Below are 22,907 nucleotides of genomic sequence, written 5' to 3'. Positions count from 1 at the left end.
CGTCATCCCCCTAGGGCAGCGATCCGGTAGGAGGGAAATGCCCCGTGGCGTTCAGCAGATCGAGCTGCGCCTGTCGCTCGTCGTTCTCCGCCAGCGCCGCGGAGATCTCCGCGTTGCGCGACGCCAGCTGTGCGTCGATGACCTGGAGGTCGTTCGAGAGTCCGGTGCGGTAGCTCACGGTCGTGAGGCGCAACACCTCCGTGGAGAGCCGCGCCGCCTCCCGCGCCAGCTCCAGCGCGGTGCGGGCGCGCTCGAGTTCGACGAGCGCGGTCCGGACATCGGAGCGGACCTGCCGCACCGTGGCGCCCAGCCGGACCCCCGCCTCGCTCTCCAGCGCGCGGCGCTCCTTGAGCAGCCCGTACCGAAGGCCGCCGTCGTAGACGGGGAACGCCACCATCACCAGCAGCTGCCAGCTCTCGGTGGGGAGGGTCTGCGTCGGCGGGGTCTGGTATTGGACCTCGAAGCTGGCGGACGCGGACGGCATGAAGTCCGCCCAGGAGTCCCGACGCACCTTCGCGGTGGCGAACAGCCGCTCGCGCGCGAGGCGCAGGTCGCTGCGGAGCCGGTCCGCGTCCTCGAGCGCGCGCCGGAGGTCGGACGGCGCCGCCGGGAGCTGGATCTCCGCGGAGACGTCCACGGGGGCGCTCTCCCCGAGCAGGATGCCCAGCTGCTCCTGCAAGCGAACGAGGAGGAACCGGGTGCGCTCCAGCTGGGCGCGGTCGGTGAAGTAGAGCGCGGAGGCGCGCTGGAAGTCGACCAGCGTCCCGTTGCCCGCGTCGAGCCGCGTGCGGGTGTAGTCGACGTGCGCCTCCGCATTCCGCACGGCGTTCTCGTCGGCCTGCACCAGCTTCCGCTGCACCAGCACCGAGAGGTAGACCTGACTCACCGTCACCGCGAGTTGCCGGCGCACGTCTTCGGCCCCGAGCCGCGCCACGGTGACGTTGTCGCGCGCCTGGGACCATTGGACCCAGCGCCGGGGGTCGAGCCCGATCCCCACGGTCCCCGCGGCGTTGAAGCCGATCCTCGGCAGGATGACGCTGGTCGGGGTGCCCGTCGTGAGGCGTGCGCTGTTGAGCTGGGTGTAGGTCGCGGCCAGCGTCCCCGTCGGCAGGGACCCGGCGCGGACCTGCTCGACCACGGCGCGCGCCCGAGCGATCTCCTCCGAGGCGATGAGTGCGTCGGGGTTTCGGATGAAGACCCTGCGCAGCGCCTCGGTGAAGGACAACCGGATGGGCTCGGTCCCTGGTTCTGGCCAGGCGCGTGCGGGCGCCAGCAGTGCGAGGCATGCCCCGACCACTGCCAGCTGCCGGTGATGGCCCGCCCCGCTCCCTGGCTTGCGCATCTGCTCACGCCGCTCCAACCCGCCAGCTCACCCACGACCGAGGCGGCTCAGCGCAACGTCTCCCGAACGACCGGATGAAATGTCGCCCCCCTGGGCTTCCGTCTGGATCACGGCGGAGGAGGAGGCCGCCGACATGATAGGCCTGACGTGAGGTGGAATAAGCAGTCCGGCGGGGCCGGGCATTGTCCTGGGGAGGGCAATGCCCGCGGCAGCCGAGCCCGCGGCGCTGACAGCCTCCGGGCGAGCGTGAGGAGAGGGATTGCCAGAGGCAGGGGGCGCATCCCAGGTTTGGCTTCTACGTACGAACGAAGAGCACGGATGGTGGAGGAGGACGGGGCGCGCGGGCGGGCAAGCCACTGCTGTGTTTCGACGGAGGTTGCCATGCCGAATCAACGCGACTCCCTGAGCCGCCTTCCGCGTCTGCGCGCGGGGCTGCTCCTCGCCGCGCTGTCCGTGACAGGGTTGATGGCCGCGTCGCAATGCGGGGGCGGAGGTGGAAGCTGCCAGGCCTGCCGCGACGACTGTGAGCGCAATGGCATCCCCGCCAGCCAATGCAATTGCGAAGGCTGCACGCAACGCTAGGGGCTCGCCATGCCAGGACTCGCGACCCGTCTGGTGATCGCCCGGCGCGCGCTGGATTCACTCAAGGCGGCGGGTGCGCCCGAGGCCGCCGTCATCGAGGCGAACCCGGAGTGGTACCACCTGGGGGCGCTGGGCCCGGCGCTGGGGGACTTCGTCCCGTTCGAGACCACGGCCGGGTTGGGAGGGGGCCGGGCGCCCTACTACAGCCTCTGGGTGGAGGTCCTTCGGTTCGCCGTGGGGGACCCCACGGACGGCACCCCGGGCGTCGTGCCGGTGCTGCGCACGTTCCAGGAGTTCCTGTCGCGCGTGACGCGGCTCGTGAAGGACCATGACTTCGATGGGCTGGTGGCCTTGAGGGACAGCGGTGGGCTGGACGTGGTGCAGCAGGCCTCCTCCGACCTGGGCCGGGTGATGAAGCGGTTCTCCGACAAGGACAAGCTCGCGGACATCGGCAGGAAGATGGGGCGCAACAGCAAGCCTCCCCTCCTCAATCCCACGACCCTGATTCCGCCGCGGCAGTGGAACGGGCGAGACTGGCTGCACTGGAAACGCCCGGGGACCTTCGCGACCCGGCTGCGAGCCCAGGCCGAGGCCAGCGGCGATCCGCGCTTCATCGCGTACGCGCTGGGCTGGACGGTCGCCTACGCCTCGCTCGCGTGCGGCACGGGCTTCATGAACTCGCTGGTCGGCTCCAGCTACCGGAACCACTGGTGGCGCACGCGCTTCATCGGGCACTTCGTGGATGCCTGGGTCTGGGGCTTCTATGGCGCGGACGCGACGTTGGACGCCACGGGCGCCCCGACGCCTCCCTTCACCGCCTGGCCGGGCCTCTGCGCCGCGCGGCTGCACACCCTGGTGGACGTCGCGGGCGGACTGGACGCGGAGCAGCTGGGCCGGAGCGTCGTCGCGGATGAAGCGCTGCCCCACGTGCTGCCCCCGGCGTTCACGGCCTTCTGGATCAACGCGTGGACGGAGGCCTACGGGTCCCACGAGGGCCCGCTCTTCACCGAGGAGCGGCTCCAGGTCGCCTACCTGCTCCTGTGGATCCAGCTCTGGTTCCAGACGTCCGGGGACGTCATCGGCTGCAATCCCATGCCCCCGGCGGACCCGCCGGATGCGTGTTCGGACAAGACGCCGCCCGTCTGGGCGGACCCCACCCTCATCGATCCCCAGACGAACGCGCCCTTCAAGGCGCCGCCCCCGAACGCCAAGCATGATCCGGACGTGGGGGAGATCGTCTCCGGCATCATCCTGGCGTTGGCGGGGGTCGTCTCCTGCGCGCTGGGCGGCTTCGCGGTGGGCGCGGGCGCCATCGCGGGCGGAGTCGCGATGATGGTCGACGGCGAAGAGACGCTGAACTGGGATGAGCTGGAGTGCCAGCTCCACTGGACCTCCGTCTACCTGTTCAACGGGCTGGACGCGCTCCACAAGCTGACGGTGTTCGCGGGGCTCCAGCCCCCCTTCCCCGCCGATTTCGATCTGCCCTCGCGGCAGCTCACCTTCACGGACAACCTGCCGCTCTCGTACCTGAGCGCCGCGAGCGTCTGCCGGAGCCGGGGCATGGAGGGGTTGCACGTGCCCTGGACGGGCACGCTCAGCACCTGGAACACCTACCCGGATGGGACCGCGGCCGAGCAGCCCATGAGTGATGTCTGGCCCTTCTCCGGGCTGTGGCCCTCCGCGATCGTCGACGACGCGGCCGCGAACGCCGCGACGGAGGACCTGGCCCGGCCGCCCGCGAGCTGGCCCGGAGGCATCCACGGCTCGTTCGGCCCCGCCGTGCAGGCGGGGGTCCAGCTCATCCAATCCCACGCACCGCTGCCGGACTGGAACCTGGACAACGACCGGGGCCGCGGGTGGCTCACCTGGGAGCTGTCGGCGCCCTACACGGACCCGGTGAACGCGGTGCCAGAAAGCGAGGGGTGAGCGATGCGCCGGCAGGACGAGAACGAACCCTGGCCCGAGGGACTTGAAGCGGTCCCCCAGGGCGTCTGGCTCATCGCGCCCCATGGCGACGCGGACGAGGGACTCCGACCCGTGCCCGCGGGCCAACCCTTCTGGGAGTCCCCCTACATCTGGATGCGGGACGCGGAGGGCCAGCTGCTGACCCAGGCCGTCGCCGGTGAGCCGGTCTGGGTCTTCGCGAGGATCCGCAACCGCGGGACCCTGACGTCCTTCCCGACGCACATCTCCTTCGCGTTCATCGACGCGGCGCTCGGCATTCCCCCGAGCGCTCCGAAGGTCTTCGGCGAGGTCCGCACGAACGTGCCTCCGAACCAGCTGGGGCCTGGGGTGGTGGACGTGGCCTGTCCCGTGCCGTGGGTGCCCGGTGCGTACAGCACGCACGCGTGTCTGCTGGTGATGAGCGACGGCGAGCTGTGGGACCGGCCGACGGTGCCCTGGAACCCCCAGCTCGACCGGCACGTGGCGCAGCGCAACGTCACCATCACCGCCGCGAGCCCCGGACAGACGCTCGTGCTGCCGCTCCTCGCCACGCCGTTCATGGAGGGGGCGGAGACGCTGGCCTTCGCCGCGCAGGCCGCCTGGGTCCAGGCGCGCGAGCCGGCCCAGGCCCTGCGCTACGTCCCGGAGGGGCGCGAGCCTCGGGGAACCCAGGTCGAGCCCGGGGTGCTGAAGGAAGCCCTCCGGTGGGAGCGCATCGACGTCGTCGACCGCCGGGAGGAAGGGACCGTGAGGTTCCCGAAGCTGGAGGGCGGCGAGGCCCCGGGCTACGTCACCGTGGGCGAGCGCTTCGAGTCCCGCCCCCTGGAGGTCTGGCGCGTGGACGCCGACTTCACGGTTCCCGCGCCTCCGGATGACTCCCCTTTCCTGCTCCTGCGCATCGCGCAGACAGAGGACGGCCTCATCACGGGGGGCTACACCGTGCTGCTTCAAGTCCGCGAATGAGCCGCCGGACGGCGCCCGGTCCACGGGCGCCGCGCGGGGCCACGCGTCCGTCACACGGGCCGGCGGAAGAGGTCGCCCAGGTCGGCCGGGAGCTGGGACGCCACCGCCGCGACCTCCTGTTCGGGGATGCGGTCGCGCACGGCGGTGAAGACGGCGGTGACGACGCGGAAGGCCTGATCGGGCTTGATGTTCAGGTGGTCCGCCACGTCGGTGATGAACTCATCGCGGCCAATGCGCTTCGCGCGAGACGGCCCCCGGTGCACCGCGCAGGCGCCCAGGATGGCGCCGATGCCGCCGGTCAGCGAGCGGAAGAGCTTCACGTCCTCGCCATCCGACAGCCGCCGGGCGAGCGAGCAGAACACCGCGCTGGCGGCCTCCCGGGCCTCCAGGCCCTGGCTGTGCATGACCGCGTCCCCCTGGATCTCGTCCAGGAACGGCTGGAGCTCGAGCGACTCGTCGCGCTCCTTGACGGGCACGTTGTGGGTGTCCTGCGAGGGAGGAAGGTGCGAGGCCATGGGCGCGTCTCCGAAGGTTCAGGGGCCCCGGAAACGGGGCCGTGTCCGGGAAGACGCTGCGCATGCGCGGGAATGCCTGCATCGTCCCGGGCCCGCCATGCCCGGCCGCCCGCCTCCTGGGAGCAGGCCCGTCACCGGGGCCGGGTGACGAGCTCCCTGCGCCCGATGGGGCTGATGCCCCGGGCCAACAGCCGCCGGGCCGCGAGCACGGACACGCAGTCATCCGTGCTGTGGATGTCGCCATAGAACGTCAGCAGCGTGGCGGGCTCCACCACCCGCATGTCCCCCACCTGCACGGAGGGCACGTTCCGGACGAACACGTCCAGGATGACCTTCGCGCCTTCCAGGTACTTCGCGTACCGGTAGAAGTTCCTGGAGGTCGCGTCGAAGCGCGTCCAGATGCGCGCGAAGCCCCGCGTCCCGAGCAGCCCCACCAGCTCCGCGAAGCGCTCGGGGGCGACGAAGAGGTCCACGTCCTTGTGGTCGTGGTCGATCTTCAGCTCGTCATGCGGTGGGGCCATGAAGTGCCAGGCCCAGCCGCCGGAGAGGGTGACGAGCGGGGCCAGGGCGCGCAGCTCCACCTCCGCGATGCGGAGGCGGTCTGCGTTCCAGGGCTCATCCGCCCGCTGTGGATTGCGTGGGTCGCCCATGGCGTCCTCCCGAGTGGCGCGGAAGGACGCGGCGGAACGACCAGCCTGACGGCTACGGGTGCGTCACCGGGTGGGGCGCGTCGTGGACGGGCGCCTCGTCGCCCCCGTCCCTGCCCCCGCGCAGCCGGTTGCCCAGCCGCGTCTTGATGCGGTCCGCCACCACGTAGAAGGCGGGCACCACGAGCAGGCTCAGCACCGTGGACACCGACAGGCCGCCCAGCACCGCGATGGACATGGGGGCGCGCGTCTCGCTGCCCGCACCCAGCGCCAGCGCCGCCGGCACCGCGGACATCATCGTCGCCGTGGACGTCATCAGGATGGGCCGCAGGCGCACCGGGCCGGCGCGCAGCATCGCCTGCATCGCGTCCAGGCCCAGCTCGCGCTGCTGGAGCGCGTAGTCCACCAGGATGATGGAGTTCTTCTTCACGATGCCCATCAGCAGCAGCAGGCCGATCATGCTGAAGATGTTCAGCGTGTTCCCCGTGATGAGCAGCGCGAACGACGCGCCCGCCACGGACAGCGGGAGGATGGTCAGCACCGTCACCGGGTGCAGGAACGAATTGAACTGCGCGCCCAGCACCATGTACGCCACCGCGATGCCCAGGAAGAGCGCGAAGAGGAGGCTGCTCATCGAGTCGCGGAACGCCACGCTCGCACCGCCCGCCACCACGCGGATGCCGCCGGGCAGATCCTTCCCCAGCCGCTCCACCGTGGCCAGCGCCTCCTCCTGGTTCGACCCTGGCGCCACGTTGGCGTACAGGCTGATGGCGCGCTCGCGGTCGCGCCGGGTGATGGCCTGCAACGCGGGCAGCTCCTGCTGCGACACCAGCGACGACAGCGGCACCAGCGTGTTGTTCGCCGTGCGCACCTTCAGGAGCGCCAGGTCCTCCGGCCGCGAGCGCTGGCTCGCGAGCAGCCGCATGCGCACGTCGATGCGCCGCCCGCCGCTGCTGTACTTGCCCACGCGCACCCCGCCCACCAGCGCGTTCACCGTGGACGCCACCGCCTGGATGGGCACGCCCAGGTCCGCCGCGCGCGCCCGGTCCGGGGTGATGCGCAGCTCCGGCTGGCCCAGCTGGTAGTCCGTGTCCAGGTCCACCACCTTGCCGGACGCCTGGAGCTGCTCGCGCAGGTCCTGGCTCGCCTCCACCAGCTTGTCCCAGTCCGAGCCGCGCACGCTGAACTCCACCGGGAAGCCGCGCTGCGCGGTGAAGCCCGCCTGCGACAGGTCCTGCACCACCGCGCGCAGGCCCGGGTAGCCGTTCAGCTCCTTGCGCAGCACCTGCGCGAACTCCGCCTGCGACATGCGCTGATCCGTCGGCACCAGCGTCAGGTTCATGTTGCCCGCGTTGACGCTGGACCCGCCGCCCACCACCACGAACACGCGCGTCACCTCCGGACGGCTGGCGACGAACGCCTCCGCGCGCTTGAACAGGCGGTTGGTCTCCTCCAGGCTGCTGCCCACCGCCGTCTGCAGGCGCACGGACATGCGGCCCTGGTCCTGCGACGGCACGAACTCACCGGGCAGCGCCTTGAACGCGAACGCGCTCAGCACCAGCATCGCCACCGCGACCAGCAGCACGCGGTAGGGCCGCACCAGCCCCCAGCCCAGCACTCGCGCGTACAGCGCCTCCAGCTTCGAGAACGCCCGGTCCACCACCACGCCCACCCGGCTGCGGTGCTCGCGCGACGTCTTGAGCAGCTGCGCGCACCGCGCGGGCGCCAGCGTGATGGCCTCCACGTAGGACAGGAGCACCGCCACGCACAGCGTGACGCCGAACTGGAGGAAGAACTTGCCGATGATGCCCTTCATGAAGACGACGGGCAGGAAGATGGCCACCACCGCCAGCGTCGCCGCCAGCGCCGCGAAGGTGATCTCCGCGGTGCCCTCGCGCGCCGCGCGCACCCGGTCCTTCCCCTCCTCCGCGTGCCGGAAGATGTTCTCCAGCACCATGATGGCGTCGTCCACCACGATGCCTACCGCCAGCGCCAGTCCCAACAAGGTGAACGTGTTGAGCGTGAAGCCCAGGAAGTAGATGACCGCCACCGTGCCCAGCAGCGACATGGGGATGGCCAGGACGACGTTGAGCGTGCTGGACAGCGAGCCCAGGAACACCCAGCACACGAACGCGGTGAGGATGCACGCGAGCAGCAGCTCGAACTCGATCTCGTGCACGCTCTCCTCGATGAACTGCGTCGAGTCGAAGTTGATGCTCGCGCTCATGCCCTGCGGCAGGTCCTTCTGCAGCTGCGCCAGCACCTGGCGCACCTCCTGGGCCACCGCCACCGCGTTCGCGCCGCGCTGCTTCTTGATGCCCAGCGCCTGCGCGGGCTCGCCGTTGACGCGCGCCAGCCGGCGCTCGTCCTCGAAGCCGTCCTCCACGATGGCCACGTCGTGCAGGTACACCGGGCGGCCGCCCTCCTCGCGCACCACCACGTTCTGGAGCGTCTCCAGGTCCAGCGCCTCGCCCATGAAGCGCACGTTGACCTCGCGGCCCTCCGTCTCGATGCGGCCCGCGGGCAGCTCCACGTGCTCGCGCTGGAGCGCGGCGATGACGTCGGTGACGGTGAGCGCGTGCGCGTCCATCTTCTGCGCGTCCACCCAGATGCGCACGTTGCGCTCCAGCAGGCCGCCCAGCATGACCTCGCCCACGCCGGGCACCGTCTGCAGGCGCTCCTTCACGCGGTAGCGGGCGAAGTCGCTCACCACCTGCTGGGAGAAGGGGCCGGACACGCCCAGCCACATGATGGGCTGGTCCTCCGGGTTGGACTTGGAGACGACGGGCGGATCGATGTCCAGCGGCAGCCGGCGCTGGGCCTGGCTCACCTTGGTCTGCACGTCCTGGAGCGCCAGGTCCACGTTGCGCGACAGGTCCAGCTCCACGGTGATGTTCGCGCTGCCCTGGCGCGCCGAGGACGTGATGCTCTTGACGCCCTCCACCTGCGTGACGGCCTCCTCGATGGCCTCGACGACGTCCGACTCCACCGCCTCCGGGTTCGCGCCCTCCCACGACACGGAGATGTTGATGGTGGGGAAGTCCACGTCCGGGAACTGGCTGATGCCGATGCGCTGGGCCGCCACCAGTCCGAAGATGATGGTCGCCGCCATGATCATCCAGGCGAACACCGGCTTCTTGATGCAGACGTCGGTGATGCTCATGGACGGCCCTCCGCGCCCGCGCCGCCCTCGGTGCGGGCCTCTCGCGGCGGCTGCTCACCGTTGAGCTGGGGCTTGGGGCTCTCCGTGGAGACGCGCACGGCGACGCCGTCGCGCAGCGCCTCCGCGCCGCGCACCACCAGCGTCTCACCGGGCTTGAGCCCCTCCTTCACCTCCACGCGCCCGTCGGACGTGCGCAGCCCCAGCGCCAGGATGCGCTCGCGCGCCTTGTTGTCCACCACCACGAACGCCAGGAAGCCGCGCTCGCTGGGGCGGATGGCCGTCTGCGGAATCACCGGGCTGCCCCCGCGCGACTCCACCGGCACGCTCACCGTGGCGAACGCGCCGGGGCGCAGCTTCTGGGCCGCGTCCCCCGTCACCTCCGCGGTCACCGCCACCATGCGGCTCTGGTCGTCCGCGCTCGCGGCCACGTAGGTGATCTTCGCCGCGTACGTCCCCCCGTCGGAGCGCACCGTGAAGCGCGCGCTCATCCCCGGGGTGATGCGCGTCACGTCCGCCGCGGGCACGTTGAAGCGCAGGAGCAGCGGCTCGCGGCGCAGCAGCGTGGCCAGCACCACGCCCGGCTGCACGTACTGGCCCGTCTGCACGGTGCGCGTCTGGAGGACGCCGTCCATGGGCGCGCGCACGTACGCGTCGCGCTGGTTGAGCTGCGCCTGATCCAGGAGCGCCTTCGCGGACGCCACGTCCGCCTGGGCGGTGGCGGCGCGGGCCTGAAAGGTTTCCAGCTGTTCGGCGGGCAGCAGGCCCGGGCTCTGCGCGTTGACCTCCGCGCGGCGCTGGGCGCCGGCCTTCGCCTCCACCAGCGAGGCCTGGGCCTTCTGGAGCGCGGCCTCCGCGCTCCGCACGGCGATGGCGTAGCGCGCGGGTTCGATCTCCGCCAGCGTGTCGCCCTTCTTCACCGCCTGGCCCTCGCTGAAGTTCACGCGCTCCAGGGCGCCCGGCACCCGCGCGGTGATCTGCACGCGCTCGAAGGCCTCCACCGCGCCCACGGCGCTGACCGCGTACTCCACGTCGCGCGCCTCCACGGGCGCGACCTCCACGGGGAACTGGAGGGGGCCGCGGCCGGACACGCCGCTCTTGCCGCCGCCCTGCGCGGGCGCGTCCTTCTTGCAGCCGGGAGCCAGGGACAGCACCGCCAGCGACAGGGCCAGCATTCCAGTGCGTTGCATTGCCTTCACGGTTCCTTCCCAAGGGGATTGAGTCCGACAGCGGCCCGGAGGCCCAGCAGGGCCACGCCCAGGCTGTAGCGGTTCTGCGCCAGCGCGACCTCCGCTTCGAAGAGGCTGAGCGACGCGTCCGCCAGCGTGAGCGCGGTGGACAGGCCCTGGCGGTAGAGGATGCCGGTCTCCGCGGCGTTCTTCCGCGCGGCGAGGGCGGCCTGCTCGCTGCGCGCGAGCGCCGCCCGGGTCGTCTCCAGGTTCACCCGCGCCTGTTCGATGTCCACCGGCACGCGCCGGGTGGCGGCCTGGGTGTTCAGCTCCGCGGCGTTGGCGTTGGCCACGCGCTCGTGGCGCTCGGCGTAGCGGGTGCCGCCATCGAAGAGGGTCCAGGTGAGGTCCACGGCCAGGAAACCATCGCCGACGTTGCCGTTGAGGCCCGCCTCGTTCGTCAGGCGGTACTGGGCGCTCGCACCCAATGAGGGCAGCAGGCGGGCCAGGGGCTCCTTCGCGTTCTCCCTCAGGGAGCGCACGCGCAGGCGCGCGGAGAGGATGTCCGGCCGCCGGTCCGTGGCGCCCTGGGTGAGCAGGTCGAGGGGGGGCGCGGGGCGCACGGCGTCCGCGAGCAGCGGCTCCGGCGGCGCGAGCTGTCCCTGCACGGGCTCCACGAGGAGGTAGCCCAGCTCCAGGCGGCTCGTCTCCGCGGTGCCCTGGGCCGCGGCCAGGTTGGACTCCGCCGTGGCCAGCTCCAGCTCCGCGCGGGTGACGTCGTTGGTGCTGGCGAGCCCCGCGTTCGCGCGGGCCCTGGCGTCCTCCAGGCTCTGGCGCGCGTAGGACAGGCGCTGCTCGGCGGCCTGATACACCTGCTGGTTGGCCAGGGTGACCAGGAACGCGTTGGCGGCGCTGAAGGCCACCTGCCGCCGCGCCTCCACGGCGTCCAGCTTGGACGCCTCGCTCTCCAGCTTCGCGGCCTTGTAGAGCGGGAAACCGCGCGCGTCGAAGAGCGTCACGCGGCCGGTGAAGGCGGCGCCCAGGGCGTTGAACTTCTGGAGGACGACGGTCTGTCCGCCCACCTCTCGCGTGGACTCACGCAGGCGGCGCGTATAGGTGCCACCGGCGGTGAGGGTGGGCAGGAAGAAGGCGCGGGCGCGGGCGACGCGCGCGTGGGCGGCCTCGGCGACCTGGCCCGCGGCGAGGACGGCCTCGTTGCGCTCGGAGGCGAGCTCCACGGCGCGCTCCAGCGTCATGGGGGCGGCGCCGGAGTCCGGGGGCTGGGGCTTGGGGAAGGCGCTCGCGGGCGACTCGATGGCGGGGCCCGGGTCCGCCCCGGGGGGCGTCTGGGCGAGCGCGTCCGGGGCCCATGCGCAGAGGCATGCACCCAGGGGCGCGGCGAGGAGGGCACGGCGGACGGTGGGCATATGTCGTGCGATGGAGCGGGGCCGATGGGGCGGGGCCAATGTTGAGAGGTCAGCGGCCCTAGCACGGAAGACGTCATCCGGGGGGCAGATGGCGGAGCGTGTCTGGACGATGCCTCCGCGGCGCGTTTAAAGGTCGAGAAGAAGGCTCTTGGGTTCAACTGCCGACGGTGGCGACAGTCGCCCCACTCCGGGTGTGGGGGGCGCGCCCCAGAATGCGTGTCCGATGCGTTTATTCCTGCTCGCTGTGCTGGGTGTGGCCTGGGTGGGGTGCTCCAAGGGCGATGACCTCAAGGCTGGGGCGCTGAGCATCAAGATCCATTACGAATCATTTCGTCCCGGCTGCGTCACGCTGGAGGCCAGCGACCGGGACGACGTGGCGCGCCACACGGTGGCGACCGTGAAGGTCCCCGCGGGCCAGCGCCAGGGCACGCTGTCCGTGGCGGTGTTCCGGCAGTCCGGCTGGAGCCAGAACGTGCGGCTCCGCGCCGTGGCGCGCGAGCAGGGCTGTGACGGCGCGCAGGTCGCGGAGGCGGTGGCGGATGCGGAGATTCCGGGAAAGGGCGTTTCCGATCCCGTGGAGCTGACCCTGCGCGCCGTGGACGCCGATGACGACGGCTTCGTCAGCACGTCCAGTGGCGGCACGGACTGCGACGACCAGAACGGGGCCGTGGGCGGGCCGAAGGTCTGGTACACGGATGAGGACGGCGACGGCTACGGCAACAAGTATCTGGATCCCTCCGCGCCGAGCTGTGAGCGGCCCGCGCTGACCAGCGCCTCCCGTGCGGGGGACTGCGATGACCGCGACAGGCTCGTCCACCCGGACCAGGAGGAGTTCCGGTGCGATAACAAGGACGACAACTGCAACGACCAGATCGACGAGGTCTTCGCCTTGGACGGCGAATGCAAGAATGCCTTCGCGTGCCCGGGAGCGAACACCTGCGACATGACGGATGGCGGCGTCACGTGCTTCAGCACCATCCAGCCCACCGCCTACTTCTTCGATGAAGACGGGGATGGGAAGGCGGGAGCGGATGGTGGTGTGACGTGCGGACCGCCCCCGCCGGGCACGACGGCTGAGTACACCGACTGCGACGAGAGCTCCGTGTACATGGCGAAGGGGCTGCCCGAGGTCTGCGACCGGATGGACAATGATTGTAACAACGCCGTGGACGACGTGAGCCCCTGTTCCCTGGCGTGGGCGGGGAGTCCGGGGGACGCGGGTCAACCCAAGTGGAATGCCATCGCCGTGGGCCGGAACGTGGCCTGGCTCGCGGGCGAAGCCGCGCCACTGCCGGCCACCGCGAACAATGTGCTGAAGATCCAGATCGACGGGGGCATGACGTCCTCCATTTGCACTGGCACGTGGAATGCGGCTTGGGTCAGTGACGGGGGAACGCTGTTCCTGGCCGGCGAGGGGGGCGGGCTGGCCAGCAAGGGCCCCACGCAGACTGACTGCACCGTGATCTCCACGCAGCCCGAAAACAATGTGCCGTTCAATGGCCTCGTGGGCTTCGACTCGACAGACGGCGGGTCGCCGACGCTCTATGCGGTGGCAAGCAATGGCTTCATCTATCGATGGACTCCTCCGGATGCGCCGGTCCTCAACGTGAAGACGGGGATCAACCTCCGCGCGGTGCACGGGACCACAGGGCCTGACACCTTGCTGGCAGTGGGCGCCCGCGACAACAACGGCACTCCCTTCCTGTTCCAGGCCCTTCGCTATGTCCCGGCGGACAATACGTGGGTGAATGAAACGCTGCCCGCGGGCATCCCGAATGGCTACCTGCGCGGCGTGTACGTGGTGAACGCGAACTACGCCTATGCCGTGGGTGACAACGGCGCCTTCCTGGAGCGCAACCACGGGGTCTGGAGCCAACGCCAATCCCTCCCTCCGTCGGAGGGGAACCCGACCGGCGTGGTGGCCTTCGGGCAGCGCGCGGTCTATGTGACGACCGGCGCAGGCACGATCCAGTTCTTCAACGGTACGCGCTGGGATACCGCCTACACGGGGACCCCCTCGCTGCGCTCCATCGACGGCACGTCGCCCACGAGGATTGGCGCGGCCGGAAATCTGGGCACCTACCAGTTCTTCAACCGCCCCTAGCGTCATGGACCTGCGCGCCGAAGCCCTCGGTCTCCGCTACGGCGCCAGGACCGTGCTGAAACCCACGGACTGCCATCTGCCTCCGGGCACGCAGGCGCTGATCCTCGGGCGCTCGGGTTCGGGCAAGACGACGCTGCTCAAGGCCTTCGCGGGCCTGCTGCTCCCCTCCTCCGGCCGCGTCACATGGGACGGTCAGGACGTCGCGAGGCTCACGGCGCAGGAGCGGCGCAGGCAGCAGGCGTCGTTCGGCTTCGTGTTCCAGACGGACGCGCTCTTCGACTCGCTGACGGTGCGGCAGAACGTGATGCAGCCGTTGCTGCGCAGGCACGTGCCGGAACCCGAGGCCCGCGAGCGCACGGACGCGGTGCTGCGCTCGGTGGGCCTCGCGGACGCGGCGGACACGCTGCCGGAGCGGCTGTCCGGAGGCATGAAGAAGCGCGCGGGGCTCGCGAGGGCCCTGGCGGCGAGGCCCGCCGTGTTGCTGGCGGATGATCCGTTCGCGGGCCTGGATCCAGGGACCGCGAGGCAGGTGGCCCGCGTGCTGCTGGAGGTCGCCGGCCAGGGAACGCTGCTCGTGGCCGCGCCGGAAGCACCCGTGGATCTCCCCCTGCCCCGCTGGCTGTATCTGCGAGGCGGCGGACTGGTGCACGATGGGGCCCCGGCGCCGGAGCTCGAGCAGGCGCCGGACGAGGCCCTTGCATGAGTCCCCCATGGCGTCACCCGTGAGCACCGCCGCCCTGGCCTGGCTGGGACGCTCGGCGATGCGCGCGGTGGGCGGAGTGGGCGCGCTGGCGCTGGTCGCGGGCCGGACCGCGTGGGGGCTGCGGAGGCTGGAGCGCCGCGAGCTGGCGCGAGGGCTGGTCCAGTTCGGCTACGAATCGCTGCCCCTGGCCACGGCGACGGCGGCGCTGGCGGGCGTCATCGTGGTGGTGCAGGCGGTGCTCTACATCCAGCGCTTCGGGGCGCGGGCGTTCCTGGGCTGGGCGGCGGGGTATGGCGTGCTGTGGGAGTTCGGCCCGCTGCTGCTGGGGCTGATCATGTCGGCGCGCATCGGCGCGAGGAACGCGGCGGAGCTGGCCACGCTGAAGGTGGGCGGACAGATTGAAGGCCTGCGCGGCATCGGCCTGGATCCGTTCGCGCTGCTGGTGGCGCCCCGGGTGGTGGCGATGGAGGTGAGCATGCTGGCGCTGAGCACGTTCACGTTCCTGGTGGCCATCCTCTGCGAGGCGGTGGCGGCGAAGCTGACCCTGGACCTCCCGGTGCGGGTGTTCTTCGGGACGTTCGCGGACCTGCTGAGCCCGTCCGACATCCTGGGGGGCGTGTTGAAGACCGGGGCCTTCGGGCTGGCCATCTCGCTGGTGTCCACGGCGGTGGGCCTCCGGGCGAAGGGAGGGGCCCGCGCGGTGGGCGAGGCTGCGGCGAGCGCGGTGGTGCTGGGCTGCGCGGCCATCTTCCTGTTGGACTTCCTGCTGACGACGGTCCTCTCCCGGTGGCTGTCATGAGGCGCGTGCTGTCCTTCTTCGGCGCGCCGGGGGTGATGCTGGCGCGCACGGTCCGTGCAGGCACGCGGGAGGGCGTGCCCCTCCGGGAGGTCCTGGCCCAGGTGCACGAGCTGGGCGGGCGCAGCGTGTGGCTGGTGACGTCCGGCATGGCCTTCTTCGGGGCGGTGCTGGTGATGATCGCCAACGCGCAAGCCAAGAAGCTGATCGGCAACGTGGCGGTGCTGGGTCCGGCCTACTTCGAGATGCTGGTGCGCGAGCTGGGGCCCGCGGTGTCGGCCCTGCTGACGGCGGCGCGAGCGGGGGCCAGCCACTCGGCGGAGCTGGCCACGATGAGCGTGAACGAGCAGGTGGAGGCGCTGGAGATGTCCGCGGGGGATCCCTACGCGGACCTCGTGGCGCCCCGGGTGGTGGCGGGGGTGGTGGGGGTGCCGCTGCTGGGCGTGCTGGGAACGCTGGCGGCCACGGCGTCGGCGGTGCTGGTGGCGAGCCTGGCGTTGGGCATCGACGGACGGGCGTTCATGGACGCGAGGTACGTGGATGGCTGGGATCTGCTGGTGGGAGGACTGAAGGTGCTGGGGTGCGGGCTGTACATCCCGCTGGCGGCGGCGGTGGCGGGGCTGAAGGCGCGAGGGGGCGCGGAGGCGGTGGGGCACGCGACCACCGAAGGCGTGGTGGCGGCCAGTCTGGGATGTCTGTTGATTGACCTGACGGTGTCGCTTGCGTTCCAGTTCGTGCGCCTGTGAGCGATACCGGTCCGGACACGCTGGTCTTCGAGGACGTGGCGATTGCCTTCGAGCAGGGCCGCCCCGTGCTGCGGGGGCTGAGCGCGGAGGTGTCCACGCGCGAGCTGACCTTCATCGTGGGGGCCAGCGGCTCTGGAAAGAGCGTGCTGTGCCGGCTGGCGGTGGGTCTGCTGAAGCCCGACGCCGGGAAGGTGACGCTGTTCGGGGAGCGGGTGGACACGCAGGCGGAGCGGACGCTGGTGGGCATCCGCCGACGGGCCCCGTATCTGGTGCAGGGCCCCGCGCTGTTGGACTGGCGGACGCTGCGGGAGAACGTGCGCCTCGCGGCGCCCAGGGCCCCGGAGGACGCGGTGGAGGCGGCGTTGGAGCAGGTGGGGCTGAAGGAGTGGGCGGACCGGCTGCCGCCGGAGCTGGGCCCCGGGGCGAAGAAGCGCGCGGCCATCGCGCGGGCGTTGGTGCTCGAGCCGCGCTACCTGCTGCTGGACGAGCCGACGACGGGGTTGGACCGGAGGGCGGCGACGCAGGTGGAGGCGGTGTTGGCTTCGCTGAAGGCGCAGGGCCTGGGGGCGCTGGTGGTGTCACATGACTACCGGCAGCTGAGGGAGATCGCGGACCGGGTGCTGGTGGTGGCGAAGGGGCGGAATGCGTACCTGGGGAGCCCGGAGGGCTTTCTCCGGTCCCCTGCCCCGGAGCTGCGGACCCTGACGGCGCCGTTCATGGAGGGCGCGACGGATGGATGAGCAACGGCTGGAGTTGAAGGTCGGGGCGCTGGTGCTCGCGACGGTGGTCGGCGTGCTGGTGCTGTTGTGGTTGATGGGGGAGCTGACGTTGGGCCGGGGCGGAAGGCTGGAGGTGGACTTCGCGCACACGGGCAACGTGGTGAAGGGCGCGCCGGTGAAGCTGGGCGGCGTCCAGGTGGGCAAGGTGGACGCCATCCAGTTGCTCCCGGAGCGACGGGACGCGAAGGGAGTCCCCCTGCCCGTCCGCATGGACCTGTCGGTGGAGCCCGCGGCCCGGGGCGCGCTGCGCCGGGATGCCCGCGTGACGGTGGCGACGGTGGGCCTGTTGGGTGAGCCCTACCTGGAACTGAATCCAGGCAACGCCGCCGCGCCCCTGCCCGAGTCGGAGGCCGTGCGAGGCGTGGATGCGCCGCGCCTGGACCTCTTGTCGGAGCAGCTCTCCCGGTTCGTGACGATGTTGTCGGAGATGCTGGAGAAGGATCCGGAAGCGGTGACGGGGCTCGCGGCCAACGTGTCCAGGCTGGCGAAGACGCTGGACGAGGTGCTGAGCGAGAACAAGGGCGACGTGAAGGTCCTGGCCTCGGAGCTGGCGGCGGCGTCCAAGGACCTGCGGCAGCTCGCGCAGCTGGCCAAGGAGTCGATGCAGCCCGGAGGCAAGGGAGCCCGCCTGTTGGACGATGCTTCGGCCGTGGCGGCGGTGATGCGAAAGGACCTCCCGGGGCTCACGAAGTCCGCCGGAACGACCCTGGACGGGCTGGCGGCGGTGACGGGGCCCCTGACCCCCGAGGACGGCCAGCAGGTGAAGCTGGCCCTCCAGCGGTTCACCGTGGCCGCGGGGCAACTGGAGCAGATCGCGGCGAAGGCGGACCGGGTCCTGGGACGGCTGGACGCGGGCGAGGGAACCGGCGGCGCCCTGCTCAAGGATCCCGCGCTCTATGACGAGCTGCGCACGCTCGTCACCGACCTGCGCAAGCACCCCTGGAAGATGCTCTGGAAGGACTGAGGAGCGCCGACGAACCGGGGTCCGTCGGCGCTCGACGCCGGGACCGCTACTGGCTGGCCACCGCCGTCCGCGTGCGGGCGATGAGGATGTAGATGGCCGGCACGAAGTAGAGCGTGAACAGCGTGCCCACGGCCATGCCCGTCACCAGGACCAGCCCGATGCTGTTTCGGGCCGCCGCGCCCGGCCCCGACACCAGGACCAGCGGGAAGTGGCCCGCCACCGTCGCGACGGTCGTCATCAGGATGGGACGGAGCCGGCCGGACGCGGCCTCCTTCACGGCCTCGATCTTCGTCCTCCCCTCCTCCTGGAGCCGGTTGGCGAAGTCGACGATGAGGATTCCATTCTTCGCGATCAACCCCACCAGCGTCACCAACCCCACCTGCGAGTAGATGTTGAGCGTGGTGGTGAAGCTGTCCGTGAAGAACGGCATGGTCGGGTTCGGCATCCGCAAGAACGTGGTCAACAACGCCCCGAAGAGCGCCAGCGGCACCGACCCCGCGAGGATGATGAGCGGATCCCGGAAGCTGTTGAACTGGGCCGCGAGCACCAGGAAGATCAACACCACCGCGAGCATGAAGGCCGGGAGGAACTTGTTGCCCTCCACCCGCAGCTGCCGGGACTCCCCCGTGTAACCGAGGCTGTAGCCCTGGGGCAGGATCTTCGCGGCCTCCGCTTCGAGGTAGCCGAGCGCTTCATCCAGCGGCCGGATCGCCACGCCGCTCAGCTTCACCGCGTTGAGCTGCTGGAAGCGGTTGAGCGACCGGGGCGCCACCGTGTCCCGGAGGGTGGCGAACGACGAGAGCGCCACGAGCTGTCCGTCCGGCCCGGTGACGTGGATGTCCTGGAGCTGTTCGGGGTTGAGCCGTGAGCCCCGCTCGACCTGCGGGATGACCTTGTAGCTGCGTCCGGCGACGTTGAACCGGTTGACGAAGTTGCCGCCCACCGCCGCGCTGAGGTCCTGCCCCACCGTCCCCAGGTTCAGCCCCAGCTGCGCGACCTTCTCGCGATCGATCTCGACCTCCGACTGGGGCTGGTCGAACTTCACGTCGATGAGCGGCGGGAAGGCGAACAACCCGCTCTGCGCCGCCTTCGCCTGGAGCTGCTCCGCGAAGCCCAGCAGCTCCTCCGCCTCCGCCGTGGAGGCGATGACGACCTCCACCGGGAAGTTGCCGCCGCCCGGCAGCGCGGGCGGGAGGATGGCGAACGTCTGGACGCTGGGGAGGACGGCCACCCGCTCCTGCGTCTCCGCCAGCACCTCCGCCGAGGAGCGCTTGCGCTGCTCCCAGGGCTTCAGCACCAGACCCCAGAACCCGCTCCCGGGGCTCATGATCTGGAAGATGAACGCCCCTTCCGGCATCTCCATCAGCGTCTTGCTCACCTCCCGGATGGAGGGGGACAGCTGCTCCAGCGTGGAGTTGGACGGCGTGTTGACGATGCCGAAGACGATGCCCTGGTCCTCCGTCGGAGCAAGCTCCTGCGGAGACTGCGTGAACATCAGGAGCGCGAGCAGGCTCAGCACCGCCCACGCCGCGTAGACCGGCCCGCGGGCGCGCAGGGTGCTCTCCAGGGTGCGCGCGTACGCGGCCCGCAGCCGCTCGAAGGTGCGGTTGATCACCCCCGCGAAGCCCTGGTCCTCGTGGCCCGCGCGCAGGAGCGTCGCGGACATCATGGGCGACAGCGTCAGCGCCACCACGCCCGACAGCGTCACCGCCCCCGCCAGGGTGAGCGCGAACTCACGGAACAGCGAGCCCGTGAGCCCTCCCTGGAAGGCGATGGGCGCGTACACCGCGGCGAGCGTGAGCGTCATCGCGATGATGGGCCCCACCAGCTCCTTCGCGCTCAGGATGGCGGCGTCCACCGGGCTCAAGCCCTTGCGCAGGTGGCGCTCCACGTTCTCCACCACGACGATGGCGTCGTCCACCACCAGCCCCACCGACAGCACCACCGCGAGCAGCGTGAGCAGGTTCACCGTGAAGCCGAAGACCTGCATCAGGAACACCGTCCCGATGAGCGACACCGGGATGGCCACCACGGGCACCAGGATGGAGCGCGCGGAGCCCAGGAAGAGGAAGATGACCAGCACGACGATGAGCAGCGTCTCGCCCAGCGTGCTCACCACCTCGTCGATGGCGTTCTGGATGTACTCCGTGCCGTCGAAGGCGATGCTCGCGTGGAGCTGCTCCGGGATGTCCCGCTGAAGGGCCGCCAGCTCCACCCGGATGCGCTGCATGACCTCCAGCGAGTTGGCGTTCGGGAGCGACCAGATGCCGATGAAGGCCGCCGTCTTCCCGCTGAGCGTGACGTCGCTCTCGTAGTCCTCCGCCCCCAGCACCACGTCCGCGATGTCCGACAGGCGCACCACCGCGCCGCCATCCCGCCGCACGATGAGCTGCCGGAACTCCTCCACGGTGCGGAGGTTCGTGTTCGCGGTCAGGTTCACCTGGACGAGCGAGCCCTTCGTCTGGCCCACCGCCGCCAGGTGGTTGTTCGTCGCGAGCGCCTGCCGGACCTGCGTCGGGCTGACGTTGAACGCCGCCATCCGCTCCGGCTTCATCCACACCCGCATCGCGAACGTCCGCGCGCCGAGGAGATCCGCGCGCTGCACGCCCTCGACCGCGGACAGGCGCGGCTGCACGACGCGCACCAGGTAGTCGGACATCTCGTTCTGCTGCAGGACGTCCGACGTGAAGTTGAGGTACGCGACGGCGAACTGGCTGTCCGCCGACTCGATGTTGAGCACGGGGACCTGGGCCTCGGGAGGCAGGTCGCCGCGCACCTGATCGACCTTGGAGCTGATTTCACTGAGGGCGCGGTTGGCGTCCGCGTTGAGCTTGAGCCGGGCGCGGATGATGGAGACGCCCTGGAGGCTCTGGGACTCGAGATAGTCGATGCCGTCCGCGGAGGCGATGACCCGCTCCAGCGGCGTGGTGATGAAGCCACGGACCAGCTGCGCGTTGGCGCCGACGTAGGCCGTGGTCACGGTGATGTCGGCGTTCTCGCTGCGCGGGTACTGCCGCACGTTGAGCGCACGGACCGCCTGCAGGCCCGCGATGACGATGAGGAGGTTGACCACCAGCGCCACGACCGGGCGTCGGATGAAAAGGGCGGTGAAGTTCATGGGTTCGCCGTCCGATCCACTACGGGTTCACGACTTGGGGCGCGGACTCGATGGGCGGCGCCAGCGCGTTGTTGACGATGACCGCCGCGCCGTTGCGCAGCTTGAAGACGCCGCTGCTGACCACGGACTCGCCCCCATTCAGCCCCGACATCACCGCGACCAGGTCTCCCCGCCGCTCCCCCAGCCTCACGAACCGCTGCCGCGCCACGAGGCCCGGCTTGCCCGCGGCGTCCTTGACCTCATCGATCACGTACACCGAGTCCCCGTAGGGCGCGAAGAGCACGGCCGTGGACGGAATCGCCACCACCGGACGGCGCTCTCCCGCGACGACCTCCACCCGGGCGAACATCCCCGGCATCAGGCGCCCGTCCTCGTTCGGCACGGTGGCGCGCATGCGCACGTTGCGTGAAGAGAGCTCGACCTCCGGGTTGATGGTCGTCAGCTCCCCCGTCCACGTCTCCCCCGGAAACACGTCGACATGGACGCGCACCTTCTGGCCCGACTTCACCTCCGCCAGCACCTGCTGCGGGAGGAGGAACTCCACCAGCGCCGGGGTCATGGAGTGGAGGGAGGCGATGGGGCTCCCCGGGGAGACGATCTGCCCCAGCTCCACCTGCCGGATGCCGATGCGGCCATCGAATGGCGCGCGGATGATCTTCTTCGAGATCAGGACTCGCAGGTTGGCGACCGTCGCCTCGGCCTGGACCGCCCGCGCCTCGGCGGACTCCAGGTCCGACGGGGTGTTGGCGCCCTGCTCGTGGAGCTTCTGGATGCGAGCACGCGTGCTCCGGGCCAGCACCGCCTCCGCCTCCGCGCCCATCAACTGGGCCGCCTCGCTGGAGGCATCCAGCTCCACGAGCACCTGCCCCTTCTTGACCCAGGCGCCGTTCTCGAAGCGGATGTCGCGGACGATGCCGGACATTTCGGAGCCCAGCGTCACCGCGCGCAGCGCGAGCACCGTCCCGACCGCGCTCCGGGTGGCCTCCCAATCCAGGGGCTCCGCCTTCGCGGAGGTGATGGCTTCGGGAGGGGCCGCGAACGAGGCCCCCGCCTGGATCATCGCGCCGATCTGCGCCGCCTTGATGCCGGCGAGCACGCCGACCACCGCGAGCAGCCCCAGGATGCCGAGGATCCACCGCTTGCGGCTGCTGCCACCGGGGGCGGGAGAGGGGGGGAGGACTTCAGGGGAAGGGTCGGTGACGGAGGCACGCATCGAGTCCGCTCAAGGGAATGGAGTGCGCGGCCGTGTAGCGGATTCACCCGAGACATGCGCTCTTGAAAATGCATTCGCCCTGTGGACTCTCCGCGTCGGGTTCGAACGCAAGGGATTGTCAGGGGAAACCAGGAAGAAGGCCCTGGATTCCTTGTCAAACGAGACACTGGTTGGGGGTCCGCATCACCAGGAATACGGAGTCGTGAACTCGCCTCTTTTGGATGCGGATGTCGGATGCCCCGCGGGGCCCGTGTCACTCCGCCGAGACCACGGTGCCCTGCGCAATCGCACACAGCTTCTCTTCGCCATCCTTGACGGCGAAGATCTCACACTGACAGACGGCCTGCCGCTTTCCGGCCCCCTTCGCGTGGGCGCGGGCGATGAGCAGCGACCCGACGGCGGGCTTCAGATAGTTGATCTTGTATTCCGACGTGAGCGCGTTGCCCTTCAGCGCCAGCCCTCCCGCGAACGTGATGGCGTTGTCCGCGAGGTAGCTGAGCACGCCCCCGTGCACGAAGCCGTGCTGCTGCTTCAGGTGGTCCACGATGGGCAGCCGGAGCTCCGCGGTGCCTGGCCCTGAACTCGCGAGCCGCGCTCCGAGGAACTGGCTGAAGGGCTGGGATGCGAACACCTGACGTGCGAACTCCTGGAGGTCGTCCACTGCGTGCTCCTTGAACCGCGAGGGGGAAATCCCGTCCGGGATCTTCCCCCCTGGGGCGGTCGGCGCCACCCAAA

Annotated in this window: 17 protein-coding genes; 8 read left to right on the top strand and 9 right to left on the bottom strand. The window is 70.7% G+C overall.

All coding sequences use genetic code 11. The annotated features are described in order from the left end of the window. Window positions 1-10: 10 nt before the first annotated feature. On the bottom strand, window positions 11-1,225 hold the full coding sequence (locus GTY96_RS19085; RefSeq protein WP_161665463.1) for a TolC family protein: 1,215 nt from the start codon (window positions 1,223-1,225) through the stop codon (window positions 11-13). A gap of 708 nt (window positions 1,226-1,933) precedes the next feature. Between GTY96_RS19085 and GTY96_RS19080 the strand changes: the two genes are divergently transcribed. Together GTY96_RS19080 and GTY96_RS19075 are read left to right on the top strand one after the other, a co-directional pair. Continuing rightward, the gene (locus tag GTY96_RS19080) at window positions 1,934-3,850 is read left to right on the top strand and encodes a hypothetical protein (RefSeq protein WP_161665462.1); all 1,917 of its coding nucleotides are present in this window, start codon (window positions 1,934-1,936) and stop codon (window positions 3,848-3,850) included. Between the two features lie 3 nt (window positions 3,851-3,853). Beyond that, window positions 3,854-4,831 (top strand): hypothetical protein, encoded by a 978-nt coding sequence (locus GTY96_RS19075; protein WP_161665461.1) that lies wholly within the window; start codon window positions 3,854-3,856, stop codon window positions 4,829-4,831. A 50-nt stretch (window positions 4,832-4,881) separates the two neighbouring features. On the opposite strand, the gene GTY96_RS19070 is transcribed toward GTY96_RS19075, so the two are convergent. The 5 genes from GTY96_RS19070 to GTY96_RS19050 form a co-directional block, all read right to left on the bottom strand. Continuing rightward, a complete protein-coding gene (locus tag GTY96_RS19070) occupies window positions 4,882-5,346 on the bottom strand; it encodes a DUF2267 domain-containing protein (protein WP_143904688.1) in 465 nt (154 codons plus the stop codon). 131 nt (window positions 5,347-5,477) lie between these two features. Further along, window positions 5,478-5,996 carry a hypothetical protein gene (locus GTY96_RS19065; protein ID WP_161665460.1) on the bottom strand — a complete coding sequence of 173 codons (519 nt, stop codon included), beginning with the start codon at window positions 5,994-5,996 and terminating at the stop codon, window positions 5,478-5,480. A gap of 52 nt (window positions 5,997-6,048) precedes the next feature. After that, the gene (locus GTY96_RS19060) at window positions 6,049-9,156 is read right to left on the bottom strand and encodes an efflux RND transporter permease subunit (RefSeq protein WP_161665459.1); all 3,108 of its coding nucleotides are present in this window, start codon (window positions 9,154-9,156) and stop codon (window positions 6,049-6,051) included. Continuing rightward, window positions 9,153-10,343 carry an efflux RND transporter periplasmic adaptor subunit gene (locus GTY96_RS19055; protein ID WP_201756216.1) on the bottom strand — a complete coding sequence of 397 codons (1,191 nt, stop codon included), beginning with the start codon at window positions 10,341-10,343 and terminating at the stop codon, window positions 9,153-9,155. The genes GTY96_RS19060 and GTY96_RS19055 overlap by 4 nt, the downstream gene beginning before the upstream one ends. Before the next feature lie 5 nt (window positions 10,344-10,348). Then, the gene (locus tag GTY96_RS19050; protein ID WP_161665457.1) at window positions 10,349-11,749 is read right to left on the bottom strand and encodes a TolC family protein; all 1,401 of its coding nucleotides are present in this window, start codon (window positions 11,747-11,749) and stop codon (window positions 10,349-10,351) included. A gap of 223 nt (window positions 11,750-11,972) precedes the next feature. Here GTY96_RS19050 and GTY96_RS19045 point away from each other — a divergent pair, with 223 nt between their 5' ends. From GTY96_RS19045 to GTY96_RS19020, 6 genes are read left to right on the top strand one after another with little or no spacing between them, the layout of a single operon-like run. Beyond that, window positions 11,973-13,853, top strand: a complete 1,881-nt coding sequence (locus GTY96_RS19045) for a putative metal-binding motif-containing protein (RefSeq protein WP_161665456.1) — start codon at window positions 11,973-11,975, stop codon at window positions 13,851-13,853. 52 nt (window positions 13,854-13,905) lie between these two features. Further along, window positions 13,906-14,556 (top strand): ATP-binding cassette domain-containing protein, encoded by a 651-nt coding sequence (locus GTY96_RS19040; protein WP_255442525.1) that lies wholly within the window; start codon window positions 13,906-13,908, stop codon window positions 14,554-14,556. A 7-nt stretch (window positions 14,557-14,563) separates the two neighbouring features. Next, entirely contained in the window at window positions 14,564-15,355 is a 792-nt protein-coding gene (locus tag GTY96_RS19035) for an MlaE family ABC transporter permease (protein WP_143904695.1), read from the top strand. Continuing rightward, a complete protein-coding gene (locus GTY96_RS19030; protein ID WP_143904696.1) occupies window positions 15,352-16,098 on the top strand; it encodes an MlaE family ABC transporter permease in 747 nt (248 codons plus the stop codon). Before GTY96_RS19035 ends, GTY96_RS19030 begins: the two co-directional genes overlap by 4 nt. Then, window positions 16,095-16,838 carry an ATP-binding cassette domain-containing protein gene (locus GTY96_RS19025; protein ID WP_161665455.1) on the top strand — a complete coding sequence of 248 codons (744 nt, stop codon included), beginning with the start codon at window positions 16,095-16,097 and terminating at the stop codon, window positions 16,836-16,838. The genes GTY96_RS19030 and GTY96_RS19025 overlap by 4 nt, the downstream gene beginning before the upstream one ends. After that, window positions 16,831-17,841 (top strand): MlaD family protein, encoded by a 1,011-nt coding sequence (locus GTY96_RS19020; RefSeq protein ID WP_143904698.1) that lies wholly within the window; start codon window positions 16,831-16,833, stop codon window positions 17,839-17,841. Before GTY96_RS19025 ends, GTY96_RS19020 begins: the two co-directional genes overlap by 8 nt. Before the next feature lie 46 nt (window positions 17,842-17,887). On the opposite strand, the gene GTY96_RS19015 is transcribed toward GTY96_RS19020, so the two are convergent. The 3 genes from GTY96_RS19015 to GTY96_RS19005 form a co-directional block, all read right to left on the bottom strand. Beyond that, the gene (locus GTY96_RS19015; protein ID WP_161665454.1) at window positions 17,888-20,959 is read right to left on the bottom strand and encodes an efflux RND transporter permease subunit; all 3,072 of its coding nucleotides are present in this window, start codon (window positions 20,957-20,959) and stop codon (window positions 17,888-17,890) included. A gap of 19 nt (window positions 20,960-20,978) precedes the next feature. Beyond that, a complete protein-coding gene (locus GTY96_RS19010) occupies window positions 20,979-22,172 on the bottom strand; it encodes an efflux RND transporter periplasmic adaptor subunit (protein ID WP_143904700.1) in 1,194 nt (397 codons plus the stop codon). Window positions 22,173-22,425: 253 nt separating this feature from the next. After that, window positions 22,426-22,833 (bottom strand): PaaI family thioesterase, encoded by a 408-nt coding sequence (locus GTY96_RS19005; RefSeq protein WP_143904701.1) that lies wholly within the window; start codon window positions 22,831-22,833, stop codon window positions 22,426-22,428. Between the last annotated feature and the right edge of the window lie 74 nt (window positions 22,834-22,907).

This window comes from Corallococcus silvisoli (genome assembly GCF_009909145.1).
GTDB lineage: Bacteria > Myxococcota > Myxococcia > Myxococcales > Myxococcaceae > Corallococcus > Corallococcus silvisoli.
The sequence above is the reverse complement of the archived record's forward strand: the minus strand, read 5'-3'. Positions and strand labels throughout refer to the sequence as shown.